Here is a 12,072-nt window from a genome sequence, read left to right as displayed (position 1 = left end):
CGCCTCTCGTGATCGCTGGATTGTTCCACTCGGGAGCAGTCTAGCGGATTTCCATCGCCTTCCAGGCTTCTTTTTCGGTCTTCGCCTGGAAGATCGAGGCCTGCGCCAGCGCCTCGGCCTCCTTGGCTGCGGCGACAGCACGGTCGAAATCGCCGCCGTCGGCAGCCTTCTTCGCTGCCGCCAGCGCAGAGACGGTCACGGTCCACTGATTGCGCAAGCCGGCCGCCCCCTTGGAGGCGGCTTCGGCGGCGGCATAGGCCGCCTTGTAATCCGCCTCATCTGCCGCGCGCGCGGATGGCGCAAGGCTCAATGCGAGCAGCATGGCGAGAGCAAGTGACCGCTTCATGGCCGTGCTCCCGGACCTGAGATCGGCAATCCGTTGGCGACGTAGGACAGAAAATATTCGACGTCGCGATATTCATCCGATTGCGGCTCCAGCGGAACCGCGCGGGTCTGACTGTTGCAGGTGACGAAGCGGCGGCTGGTGGTGCCCATGCCGCTCCATTCCGAGCGGTAGATCGGCATCGCGTTGAGGATGCCGAGCGCCGGTGCCAGGGTCTCGGCGCGGATACGTTCGCCCGGGCTCTGCACATGGCAGCTCGCGCATGAGAAATTCATCTGGCCGCGCCGCGTGTAGAAATAGCGCTTGCCGTTCTCGAACGCCGCAAGGGCACGCGGATCATCGGGTATCTTGATGTCCATCGGTTTGCCGCGCGAAGTGTACGCCATATAGGCGGTGAGCGAGGCCATCTCGTCCTTGACGTAGGAATAGGGTGCCTCGCCATTGGCTTCGCGGCAGCGGTTGAGCGCGAGCTCGAGCGTGATGACCTTGCCTTCCTTGGTGTCGAAGTACGGATAATTCTGGCGGATGCCGATGCCGCCGTTCGGGAAGCAGTCGGCGTAGGTCTTGCCGTTCTTGAACGGGGTCGAGAACATCTCCTTGCCGGCATCGAGCGCGAACTCGTAAGGCGGGAATTCTTCCTTCTCCTGCCACTGCCGCTTCATGTCCTCGTTCATCGAATAAGGACCGTTGACGAAATCCTCGTGCTTCACGTCCGGAAACTTCTGGAAGAAGAAGTTCTGGAACGCCTTGGCGTCGGCAACGGGGTCGACCTTGTCGGCCGCGACGACGCGCGTTGCGGCGAAGGCAAGCGCCGCGAGTGCGACGAACGCCGAGCCGAGCAGGATCGTAGCGCGCTGTTTCATCACGCGATCTTCGCGGTGGTCGTGTCGGAGCCACCCTTGTTGTCGGTCCAGGAGATCTTGAGCTCGTCGCCCTTCTTGGCGCCCTTGAAGCTGAACTTGACGTAGGGGTCCTTGGAAACCGCAGTGCCCCAATTGGCGACGAAGACGTCCTTGCCGTTACACTCGAACTTCAGCTCCTGGATGAAATGCGCGGGGATCAGCTCGCCCTTGGAATCCTTGACCAGGCCCGTGTCCATGGGGTGCTGGATCAGCGCCTGCACCTCGGTGATGTCGCCGTTGGACGTTGCGCGTACGCGAATGCTTGATGCCATGTCGAACTGCCTCGCTTAACCGCCGCAACCGCCGACGGTGACCTTGACCTCTTTGGTCGCGCTGTAGAGCTTGCCGTCGGCTTCCACGATCGCCACCAATTTGGTGGTCCTGGCCATCTTCAGCCGGTTGGCGACCGCAGGGATCGTGCCATCGGGAATCTTGTAACTTGCCGCGAGCGCGAACGGGTTCTCGGCCACGAAGAAGGAGATCGAGGTCACCTTGTCCAGCGTCGTCGTCACCGAGATCGGCACGACGCCGCCGTTCTCGGCGATCTCGGGCGCATCCAGCTTGACCTTGTCCGACGGTTCGGCGGTCTTGCCGTAGAGCACCTTGATCGCGTCCGCCTCGCTCTTCTGCCTGAAGGCCTCTTCCGGATATTTGTCGTTCGCCGCCGCACGCGCGGGCGCAGCGCCGAACGGCAGATTGCCCAGGCCGAGCAGCGCGACGGAGGCTGCGCCCTGAAGGATCAGGCGCCGCGTCGGATGAGGGCCGGTGGTCGTGGTCATCTCAAATCTCCTGGGCTGCCGGCCGTTACAGGGTCTGCAGGAAATCAACGATCGCGTTGATTTCCTGTTCGGTCAAAATCCGGTTCCGGCCGAACGGCGGCATCATGGTTTGCGGATTGCGCTTGGTCTCGTCGAAGATGATCGCAACCAGCTCGTTGCGATCGGGGTATTTGGCCTTGATGTCCTTCAGCTCCGGCCCGATCGTTCCGGGCAGGTCGCCGCCCTTGATGACGTGACAGGTCAGGCAATTGCCCTTGCCGCGGTCGAAAGCGAGTTTCTGGCCCTCAGTCACGGTGGATTGCGCCCCCGCCGGGGCCACGGCCGCGCCGGCGAGGAGGGCCAGCGCAACAAGCAGGGCGGGCTTGCAAGGAAAGACGGTCAAGGTTTCGTCCCGAGCGTTATGTCGATGATCTCGTTTGCGGAATTGTTCAAAAGCACAAAGGGCATCGCCTGACAATCAAGACTATGCAGGCGGCAAAATGGGATTAATATCCCCCGCATTGCAACCGTTGAGATAGTTCATTCATCACATCGTCTGGGATTGGCAAATTATTCTCGGGCGTTTGCCCCTAGGGCCGTGTTCTGTTTCACATTTTCTGGGGACGTCATTTGGCTGAATACGTCGTTGAATTTGGCAGGGACGGCGGACGGGTCGAGCCGGATGGCCGGCTCGATGCGCCGGCTTTCCATCGCAATCACGAACCGATCTGGGCGGCGCTGGAAAAGCATCTTGCCGGCACGACCGGCGACGTTGTGGAACTCGGCAGTGGAACCGGCCAGCACGTGGTTCATTTCGCCCGCCACACACCCGGCCTGATCTGGTGGCCGAGCGACCTCAACCAGCGCCACCTCAAGAGCATCGAAGCCTGGCGCGTGCATGCGGGCCTGCCGAACATCCGCTCACCCCTGCGGATCGACCTCACCGATCCCGACTGGTGCCCGGAGATGAAAAGCGGGCAGGGACCGACCAGCCTCGCAGCCGTGTTCTGCGCCAACGTCATCCACATCGCGCCCTGGGCCGTGGCCGAAGGCCTGTTCACCGGCGCCGGCCGCTATCTGCGCCCCGACGGCAAGCTGTTCCTCTACGGCCCATTCAAGCGCGACGGTAAGCACACTGCGATCAGCAACGCGGTGTTCGACACCTCCTTGCGCGAAGGCAATCCCGACTGGGGCGTGCGCGACATCAGCGACGTCGAGAAGTTGGCGAACGCGGTGGCCCTTCGCCTGGTCGAGACGATCGAGATGCCCGCGAACAATCTGACGCTGGTGTTTTCTCGCTAAGCCAAGGGGGCGCTGCGCTCCCTCCCCCGCCTGCGGGGAGGGTCATCGCATATGACTCTTGGCAACGCTTAACCGCACGCCTCGTCCTTCGAGACGACCGCTTCCAGCGGTCTCCTCAGGATGAGGCTAAGCAGCACAGTGCCCGTTGAAATTGCTGCCACGCATTCCGTCCTCATCCTGTGAGGAGCCCGCCTAAAGCGGGCGTCTCGAAGGATGGCCGAAGGCACCGGTCTCAAGAGGAGGGTGGCGGTGGTCACGGCATAAGTCCCGCATCTGCTCCTGCATGCCGGGCGACGAATTCGGAAATGAGAGCGGTCGTTTCCGCCGGGCGCTCCAGGCTTGGAAGATGCGCCGCGCCCGACATTTCTCGCCCCTCCGCGCCCGGCACGACCGCAGCGACATGGCGGCAGCGTTCCTGGACATAGGGGAAGTCGAGATCGCCCCAGAGCACGAGGGTTGGCACGGCGATGTCGCTGAGCCGATCGAAGAAGGGCTGAATGTCGACATCCGTTCCGAACGGCGGCGAGCGAAGCGCGATACCGTTCATGTCGAGGAGCAGATCGCGCGCAGGGCCCGCGACGCGACCTTCGCCCCCCAGCGGTCCATCCAGCCAGAGGCGCGCCTTCATTGCGTTCAGCCGATCGAGATCGCCGGACATCTCGGCTTGTTTCGACCGTGCCATCAGTCTGGCGATATCGGGCGTATAGGTCGGATCAGGCGCGCCGGCGACATTGGGGGCGATCAGAACGAGGGCGCGAACGCGCGACGGATGACGGATAGTGGCATCGAGCGCGATGCAGCCGCCGAGGGAGCAGCCGACGAGAATTGCGGGCTTGCCGTCTGCGGTTGCCTCCAGCACCGCCATCAGGTCCGACAGGGCGGAGAAGTCTTCCGGTTCGGAGCGTGTTTCGCCGAACCCGCGCCGGTCGTAAGCAACCGCCTTGTGGGTGGCGCCGATTGCATCCAGTTGGGCGCGCCACATACGCCGGTCGCACACATTGGCATGAAGAAAGACAACCGCGGTGCCGTTGCCAAGGACTTCGGTCGCGAGCCTGGCGCGACCGGACGCAACGAATTGCATGAACTGCATGTCCAGAATTGACGAGCTTGTCGACGAGCGTAAAGGGGATCGCGGGAGTCAAGAACCCTCATTGCCTGCATGGGCGGAATGCAAATGTCACTCTGCGAAGTCGCGCCATCGCAAAGCGACGCATTGAACGTGCTACCTCGCGCCCCTCAGCCTTCGCCATCCCTCCATCCGATCCTCTCCTTCAAGAACCGGAAGCCGAGCACCTCGAAGCTCGCGCGCTCCTTGTTGTCCTTGCCGTAGCCGTGGCCGCCGGCTGCCGGCTCGTAGAACCAGGCCTCATAGCCCATCGCCCGGAGCTTTGCCGCCATCTTGCGGGCATGGCCGGGATGAACGCGGTCATCGCGCCGCGTTGTGGCGATCAGGATCGGCGGATAGGCCTGGCCGGCGTTCACGTTGTGATAGGCCGAGTAGGTCTTCAGCCATTCCCACTCCTCCGCCTTGTCGGGATCGCCATATTCCGCGATCCAGCTCGCGCCTGCGAGCAACTTCGTGTAGCGGCGCATGTCGATCAGCGGGATGGTGCAGAACAGCGCGCCGAAGCGCTCAGGGTACCGCACCAGCATGTTGGTGATGAGGATGCCGCCGTTGGATCCGCCCTGCGCGGCGATGCGCTTCGCACTCGTCACGCCGCGGCGCACGAGATCGGCAGCCACGGCCGCGAAATCATCGTGCGAGAGCTTCTTGCCGGCGAGCCGGCCGGCATCGTGCCAGCGCGTGCCGAACTCGCCGCCGCCGCGCAGATTCGCCTGCACCGTCGTGCCGCCGCGCTCCAGCCATAGCCTGCCGAGCGAAGCGTTGTAATACGGCTTCACGGCAAGTCCGAAGCCGCCATAGGCGCTCATATAGACCGGCGCATCCCCGGTCTCCGCAGCGGGGCCGGTCTGGACATAGGGAATGCGCTCGCCGTCGATCGAGATCGCCTCGTGCTGCGTCACCACGAGACCGTCGGCATTGAATGTCTTTGGCGCCTGCTTCAGCACAACAGGGCTTGCGACGCCGCGTTCGAGCAGCAGCAGCGAGGGCGGCGTGAGCGGGTCCTGCACATTGGCGAGCAGGTCGCCGTTGCTCTCGGATGCATGCCGATCGAGCGGCCAGACATCGACGACGCCGATCTCGGGCAGACCGGGAAGCGTCTCGCGGCTCCAGCCCGCAGCCGATGGCGTGCAGATCTCGAAGCACGGCTTGAGCTCGTCGAGAATAGATAGCACCAGCTTGCCGGCGGCCCAGAACAAGCCTTGTAGCGCGCGCCGCGGTGCGGGCTCGAACAGCACCGCGAAATCGCGACTGCCGGCCAGGAAGGCCGAGAGCGAGATGCCGAGCACGGTGTCGGTGGCATAGGTCCGGCCTCCGATGGTCCAGTCCTTGCGCAGCTTCATCGCGAACCAGTCGCGATGCGCCTGCATCCAGATCCCGGTCGGCAGATCGAGCTTCGTCATGTTACCGGCCGCATCGCGCAGCCATATGCCATAGTTGAAGAAGTCGATCTGGTCGACGATCCACACCCGTGGCGCCGCACCGGTGTCGTCGGCTACACCGGAGATCGCCATGTGATCAGCGGTGGTCTCGATGATCACCTCGGCCTGATCGACCGGCTGACCTCGCCGCCACAGGCGGACGGTCCGAGAGTATCCCGAGCTCGTCGCCATGCTCTCGCCATGGGCGCTCGACAGCAGCAGCGTGTCGGCATCGAGCCAGTCGACGCCGCCCTTCGCTTCCGGCAGTGCAAAGCCGTTCGTCACGAAACTCTTCGTGGTGAGGTCGAACTCCCGCAAGGTAACGGCGTCACTGCCGCCGCGCGACAGGCTGAGGATCGCCCGCGAGCTTCCCGGCATCGTGACGATGGAGCTCAGCAGCCAGTCTTCACCTTCGCTTCTCGCGAGCTGGTCGATGTCCAGCATGGTGTCCCATGCCGGATCGGCTTTGCGAAATTCCGCCAGCGAAGTCCGCCGCCACAGGCCGCGTGGGTTGGCGGCATCCTTCCAGAGATTGTGCAGATCGGAGCCGCGCCGGCTGACATAGGGGATGTTGTCAGGACGATCATAGATCGCCGCGAGAATGTCGCGGTCGCGCGCGAAGGCCGCGCCGCCGAACGCGGCGAGCGTGAGTTGATTCTGCCGCTCGACGAAATCGAGCGCCTGTCTGCCTTCGATCTCTTCCAGCCACAGCCAGGGATCGTCGTCGGGAGCGCTGAGCGTGGGCCTGTCGTCGACGGTCATGAACGAAACTCCAACAAGTCGCCGCGGATAGGATTTGATCGAGCGCAAGCCGTCAAGAGCGCGGTCCGCTATCATCCCACCGATTGCGTCAGCGGCATGGCCCGCGTCCGTTTGCGCCGGTTGCCCGCCCTTGCGCGTCCCTCCATAGTGCCGGGAATCAACAGAGCCCTTGGGCGGAAATGCCGATGCTTGATGTGACCGCTGCCGACGAGATTGCCGACGACGCGCGCGTGCGCAGCAATGTGGTGCGCCTTGCCGCGGCGCAGGCGCTGACCGGCGCCAACTCGGCCGTGATCTTCGCCACCGGCGCGATCGTCGGCGCCACGCTCGCCCCGGACATCTCGTTCGCGACCGTGCCGATCTCGATGTATGTGGTCGGGCTTGCCGCCGGCACGCTGCCGACCGGCGCGATCTCGCGCCGCTTCGGCCGCCGCGTGGCCTTCGTCATCGGCACGGGCCTCGGCACGCTCACGGGCCTTGCCGGCTCGTTCGCCATCCTGCACGGCTCCTTCGCGCTGTTTTGCCTCGCGACCTTCCTCGGCGGCCTCTACGGTGCCGTGGCGCAGTCCTATCGCTTCGCCGCCGCCGATGGCGCCAGCGCGGCCTACCGCCCCAAGGCAGTGTCCTGGGTGATGGCCGGCGGCGTGTTCGCCGGCGTGCTTGGTCCGCAGCTCGTGCAATGGACCATGGACGTCTGGCAGCCCTATCTGTTCGCCTTCAGCTTCCTGGTGCAGGCCGCGGTGGCGCTGGTCGCCACGGGCATCGTCGCCGGCGTCGATATGCCAAAACCCGGGCCGGCCGATCTGCATGGCGGGCGGCCGCTGCTCACGATCGTGAGCCAGCCGCGCTTCGTCGCGGCGGCGCTGTGCGGCGTCATCTCCTATCCCATGATGAATCTGGTGATGACCTCGGCGCCGCTCGCCATGAAGCTGTGCGGCTTGTCCGTCTCCGATTCCAATTTCGGCATTCAATGGCACATCGTCGCCATGTACGGGCCGAGCTTCTTCACCGGTGCGCTGATCGCCCGCTTCGGTGCGCCTGGGATCGTGGCCGCCGGCCTGCTGCTGGAAGCCGGCGCCGCCGGCATCGGCCTCTCCGGCCTCACTGCGATGCATTTCTGGGCGACGCTGATCGTGCTCGGCATCGGGTGGAATTTCTCCTTCATCGGCGCCTCCGCGCTGGTGCTGGAGACGCATCGGCCGCAGGAGCGCAACAAGGTGCAGGCCTTCAACGATTTCCTGGTGTTCGGCATGATGGCGATCGGCTCGTTCTCTTCGGGCCAGCTGCTCGCCAATTACGGCTGGTCGGCGGTGAACATGGTGGTGTTCCCGCCGGTCGTGCTCGGGCTTATCGTGCTCTCGCTGGTCTCCTGGGCCCGCCGCCGCAAGGCGCGGTTGGACGCAGCCATGGGTGAGTTTCCGGATGCGGTGTGAACTGGCAGGAGGTTGTCAGCAGCGCCGATGGTTCGAGCTGCGTCGAAGTGATTTTCTGAAGCGAGCTATTAATTGATGCGTCATGGCCGGCTTGTCCCGGTCATCCACGTCGTGGGCGCCGCGCATGCTCGACAATTCTCAACAGCCTCAAACCGATGAATCCTCCCTCCGCTACGAAGGCTGGCGCATCGTCGCCGTGTGCTTCCTGCTCGCGACCTTCGGCTGGGGGCTCGGCTTCTACGGCCAGAGCGTCTACGTCGCCGAGCTCCAGCGCGCCCGCGGCTGGCCGACCTCGCTGATCTCCGCAGGGACGACGTTCTTCTATCTGTTCGGCGCGCTGCTGGTGGTGTTCGTCGGCGAAGCCGTGCGGAACTACGGCCCGCGCCTCTGCCTGATTGCCGGCACGCTGGCGATGGCGGCGGCTGCGGTTGCGATCGGCGCGGTGCGCGAGCCCTGGCAGCTGTACCTCGCCAATGCCGTGCTCGCCTTCGGCTGGGCCGGCACCAGTCTCGCCATGATCACCAACACGATCAGCCTGTGGTTCGACGACAAGCGCGGCATGGCGATCAGCCTGGCGCTGAACGGCGCCAGTTTTGGCGGCATCGCCGGCGTGCCCTTGCTGGTGAGCTTGATCGGTCAACTCGGTTTCGCCAGCGCGATGTATGCCGCCGCTGCCGCCATGCTGGTGCTGCTCGTGCCGGTGATCCTGCTCGCCGTTGGTTCGCCGCCGGGCCATCATGGCGGGCTCGCGGCAGGGAAAGAGAGGCCGCAGTCTTCGACGGAGATCCGCAAGGCTGCGCTGCGCGACATCAGCTTCCTCACCGTCACGATCGCCTTTGCGCTGGTGCTGTTCGCGCAAGTCGGCTTCATCGTGCACCTGATCTCGTTCCTCGATCCCGTGATCGGCCGCGAGCGCGCTGCGGTTGCACTAGCCGTGCTGACCGCGATGGCGGTGGTCGGCCGCGTGCTGTTCTCGCTGGTGATCGACCGCCTCAACCAGCGCCTTGCCTCGGCGCTGTCGTTCCTGAGTCAGGCGGCGGCGCTGTGCGCCGTCATCAACCTGCACAATGATTATGTGCTGATCGCCGCCTGCGCGGTGTTCGGCTTCTCCGTCGGCAATCTCATCACGCTGCCATCGCTGATCGTGCAGCAGGAGTTCGACACCGCCTCGTTCGGCGTGCTGATCAGCCTCAACACCGCGATCGACCAGGTCACCTACGCCTTCGGCCCCGGCGTGGTCGGAGCCTTGCGTGATTGGTCCGGTGGCTACACGCTGCCGTTCTATCTCTGCTTCGTGCTGGAGGTGGCGGCTGCGGCGCTGATCTTGGTGCGGGGTAAGCCGAGAGCGAAGCTCACGTAGGGCGCGACGGCCGTTCAACAATCTCCGTCATTGCGAGGAGCCCTGGCGACGAAGCAATCCAGGCCGTCTCAGCGGGGACAGTCTGGATTGCTTCGCCGCGCTCGCAATGACGCGTGGAGGGAGCGCAGGTCACCCTTCTCGCTGCCTCAACAAATCCTCCACATCCAGCCGCTTGGTGACCATCGCGAGCTTCCCATCCGGCCCGAACGGCCATTGCTCCCTGGGCTTGTCCCAATACAGCTCCACCCCGTTCTGATCCGGATCGCGCAAGTACAGCGCCTCGCTGACGCCGTGGTCGCTGGCGCCGTCCAGCGCAATGCCGGCCGTCAGCACCCGGTGCAGCGCATCCGCCAGCGCAGGCCGGGTCGGATAGAGAATCGCGGTGTGATAGAGCCCCGTCGTGCCCGGCGGTGGCGGCGAGCCGCCCTTGCTCTCCCAGGTGTTGAGCCCGATGTGATGATGATAGCCGCCCGCCGAGATGAAGGCCGCGCCGGAGCCCATGCGCTGCATCAGCTCGAAGCCGAGCACGCCGCAATAGAAGCCGAGCGCGCGATCGAGGTCGGCGACCTTGAGATGAACGTGGCCGATCCTGGTGCCGGCATGGATGGCTTGGTTCTGCGGCATGTGAATGCTCCGTTGAAAACATGCACATAAGGCGGGCTCCTAGATGGTGCTACCGCCGATCCCGAAACCCAGCGTTTCCGGATCAGAACTAAGCCAGCTCCGACACCTCACCGTCGGGCAGGCCGAACTCGAACGTGTTCAGCGTCATCGACACCAGCGTGTAATAGCCGCACAGCCCGATCACCTCGACGACGCCGCGCTCGCCGAGCAGCTTCACCGCCGCGTCGTAGAGTCCCTTCTCGACGCCGTGCCCCTCATGCAGCGACTTCGCGACGTCGTAGATCATCTGTCCCTGGGGATCGTCGAAATCAGGCGTGCGGCGGTCGCGGATGGCGTCGATGATGTCGGGGTTCAGCCCGCCCGCGAGCGCGAGGCGCTTGTGCGCGTACCATTCGTAATGCGCGGTCCAGTGCCGCGCCGTCACCAGGATCGCGATCTCCGAAAGCTTGGCGGGGAAGATCGTGTCGAAGCGCAGCACCTCGCCCAGCCGCGTGGCGTGACGGGCCATCTCCGGACTGTTGAGCCAGGCCATCATCGGCGCCGGCGGCTTGCCGCGCTTGCCGGCAATCGACTCGTCATAGGTCTGCCGCTGGCTCTCGTTCATTTCGCCAGGCGAAAGAAGCTTCAGGCGCATTGTCGTTTCCTCTTTGTTTTCAAGCCGCCATGCCCTCGACTATAGCGGAATGCACGCCTGCGGAAGTGGTTGAATTCCACGGTGCGATGGCCCAGAGTCGCGCACAACAAGTCGATTTTTGAGTGATGGAAACGACCATGAGCGAAACTGAATCCGCCGAACTCGAACGATTTCGCAACGAGACGCGCGCCTGGCTGGAAGCCAACTGCCCGCCGGAGATGCGCAAGCCTGCCACGTCGGATGCCGACGTGTTCTGGGGCGGGCGCAATGCAAAATTCAGTTCCGAGCCGCAGCGCATCTGGTTCGAGCGCATGCGCGACAAGGGCTGGACTGTGCCTGACTGGCCGAAGGAGTATGGCGGCGGTGGCCTCAGCGCCGCCGAGCACAAGGTGCTGCGCGCCGAGATGGCGCGGATCGGTGCCCGCCCGCCGCTGTCGAGCTTCGGCATCTGGATGCTCGGGCCGGCGCTGCTGAAATATGGCAACGACGCGCAGAAGAAGGAGCACCTGCCGAAGATTGCCGCGGGCGAGATCCGCTGGTGCCAGGGCTATTCCGAGCCGAATGCCGGCTCCGATCTCGCCTCGCTCCAGACCCGGGCCGAGAGCGACGGCGACGACTTCATCATCAACGGGCAGAAGATCTGGACGTCCTATGCCAACTACGCCGACTGGATCTTCTGCCTGGTCCGCACCGATCCCACGGCCAAGAAGCACGACGGCATCAGCTTCATCCTGTTCGACATGACCTCGAAGGGCGTCTCGACCAAGCCGATCCTGTTGATCTCCGGCTACTCGCCGTTCTGCGAGACCTTCTTCGACAATGTCCGCGTGCCGAAGTCGCACGTGGTCGGCACAGTCAACCGCGGCTGGGACGTCGCGAAATATCTGCTCCAGCACGAGCGCGCGATGATCTCAGGCATGGGCGAGCGCGGCGTCGGGCGGCCGCTCGGCCAGATCGCGGCCGACTCGGTCGGCACCGATGGCCAAGGCAGGCTCGACGACGCCATGCTGCGCGGCCAGATCGCGCGCTTCGATGTCGATGAGGCCGCGCTCGCGGCCTGCGCCGAGCGCGCGGTCGATCTCGCCAAGGCCGGGCAGGCGCATCCGGCGTTCTCCTCGGCGATGAAATATTACGGCACCGAGCTCAACAAGCGCCGCTACGAGATCCTGATGTCGGCCGGCGGCGTCGATGCGCTGGAATGGGAGAGCGAGCGCTCCAAGCAGGGCGCGCGCCCGCGCGCCTGGCTGCGCACCAAGGCCAACTCGATCGAAGGCGGCACGTCCGAGGTCATGCTCGGCATCGTCGCCAAGCGCATCCTGGATCTGCCGGGGGCCTAATTCCACCGTCGTTCCGGGGCGGTCCGCAGGACCGAACCCGGAACCTCGAGATTCTCCGGAGCGCAATTGCGCT

General features: G+C 64.6%; 13 protein-coding genes. 4 read left to right on the top strand and 9 right to left on the bottom strand.

All coding sequences use genetic code 11. The features are described from left to right. Window positions 1-40: 40 nt before the first annotated feature. From EAV90_RS00150 to soxX, 5 genes are read right to left on the bottom strand one after another with little or no spacing between them, the layout of a single operon-like run. Entirely contained in the window at window positions 41-346 is a 306-nt protein-coding gene (locus EAV90_RS00150; RefSeq protein ID WP_129142259.1) for a hypothetical protein, read from the bottom strand. Further along, window positions 343-1,206: a sulfur oxidation c-type cytochrome SoxA gene (gene soxA / locus EAV90_RS00145; RefSeq protein WP_162500510.1), complete on the bottom strand. Its 864-nt coding sequence runs from the start codon at window positions 1,204-1,206 to the stop codon at window positions 343-345. Before soxA ends, EAV90_RS00150 begins: the two co-directional genes overlap by 4 nt. After that, complete coding sequence (gene soxZ, locus EAV90_RS00140; protein WP_027577526.1) at window positions 1,206-1,517, bottom strand: thiosulfate oxidation carrier complex protein SoxZ; 312 nt, start codon at window positions 1,515-1,517, stop codon at window positions 1,206-1,208. Before soxZ ends, soxA begins: the two co-directional genes overlap by 1 nt. Window positions 1,518-1,532: 15 nt before the next feature. After that, complete coding sequence (soxY, locus tag EAV90_RS00135) at window positions 1,533-2,024, bottom strand: thiosulfate oxidation carrier protein SoxY (RefSeq protein ID WP_129142258.1); 492 nt, start codon at window positions 2,022-2,024, stop codon at window positions 1,533-1,535. A gap of 25 nt (window positions 2,025-2,049) precedes the next feature. Continuing rightward, window positions 2,050-2,406, bottom strand: coding sequence for a sulfur oxidation c-type cytochrome SoxX (soxX, locus tag EAV90_RS00130; protein ID WP_129142385.1), 357 nt, complete (start codon window positions 2,404-2,406; stop codon window positions 2,050-2,052). A 227-nt stretch (window positions 2,407-2,633) separates the two neighbouring features. Here soxX and EAV90_RS00125 point away from each other — a divergent pair, with 227 nt between their 5' ends. After that, on the top strand, window positions 2,634-3,305 hold the full coding sequence (locus EAV90_RS00125; RefSeq protein WP_129142257.1) for a DUF938 domain-containing protein: 672 nt from the start codon (window positions 2,634-2,636) through the stop codon (window positions 3,303-3,305). A gap of 253 nt (window positions 3,306-3,558) precedes the next feature. Here EAV90_RS00125 and EAV90_RS00120 read toward each other — a convergent pair whose 3' ends face one another. Together EAV90_RS00120 and EAV90_RS00115 are read right to left on the bottom strand one after the other, a co-directional pair. Then, entirely contained in the window at window positions 3,559-4,386 is an 828-nt protein-coding gene (locus tag EAV90_RS00120; protein WP_129142256.1) for an alpha/beta fold hydrolase, read from the bottom strand. A gap of 155 nt (window positions 4,387-4,541) precedes the next feature. Then, on the bottom strand, window positions 4,542-6,611 hold the full coding sequence (locus EAV90_RS00115) for a prolyl oligopeptidase family serine peptidase (protein ID WP_164936709.1): 2,070 nt from the start codon (window positions 6,609-6,611) through the stop codon (window positions 4,542-4,544). 185 nt (window positions 6,612-6,796) lie between these two features. Here EAV90_RS00115 and EAV90_RS00110 point away from each other — a divergent pair, with 185 nt between their 5' ends. Both EAV90_RS00110 and EAV90_RS00105 read left to right on the top strand, forming a co-directional pair. Next, window positions 6,797-8,044, top strand: a complete 1,248-nt coding sequence (locus EAV90_RS00110) for an MFS transporter (protein ID WP_164936708.1) — start codon at window positions 6,797-6,799, stop codon at window positions 8,042-8,044. A 124-nt stretch (window positions 8,045-8,168) separates the two neighbouring features. After that, window positions 8,169-9,404, top strand: coding sequence for an MFS transporter (locus tag EAV90_RS00105; RefSeq protein WP_129142253.1), 1,236 nt, complete (start codon window positions 8,169-8,171; stop codon window positions 9,402-9,404). A gap of 129 nt (window positions 9,405-9,533) precedes the next feature. On the opposite strand, the gene EAV90_RS00100 is transcribed toward EAV90_RS00105, so the two are convergent. Together EAV90_RS00100 and EAV90_RS00095 are read right to left on the bottom strand one after the other, a co-directional pair. Next, window positions 9,534-10,028: a VOC family protein gene (locus tag EAV90_RS00100; protein ID WP_122406144.1), complete on the bottom strand. Its 495-nt coding sequence runs from the start codon at window positions 10,026-10,028 to the stop codon at window positions 9,534-9,536. An 88-nt stretch (window positions 10,029-10,116) separates the two neighbouring features. After that, window positions 10,117-10,662: a carboxymuconolactone decarboxylase family protein gene (locus EAV90_RS00095; protein ID WP_122406143.1), complete on the bottom strand. Its 546-nt coding sequence runs from the start codon at window positions 10,660-10,662 to the stop codon at window positions 10,117-10,119. 137 nt (window positions 10,663-10,799) lie between these two features. On the opposite strand from EAV90_RS00095, the gene EAV90_RS00090 reads away from it, so the two are divergent. Further along, window positions 10,800-11,999 (top strand): acyl-CoA dehydrogenase family protein, encoded by a 1,200-nt coding sequence (locus EAV90_RS00090; RefSeq protein WP_162500507.1) that lies wholly within the window; start codon window positions 10,800-10,802, stop codon window positions 11,997-11,999. The last annotated feature ends 73 nt before the right edge of the window (window positions 12,000-12,072 follow it).

Source organism: Bradyrhizobium vignae (assembly GCF_004114425.1).
GTDB lineage: Bacteria > Pseudomonadota > Alphaproteobacteria > Rhizobiales > Xanthobacteraceae > Bradyrhizobium > Bradyrhizobium vignae.
The sequence above is the reverse complement of the archived record's forward strand: the minus strand, read 5'-3'. Positions and strand labels throughout refer to the sequence as shown.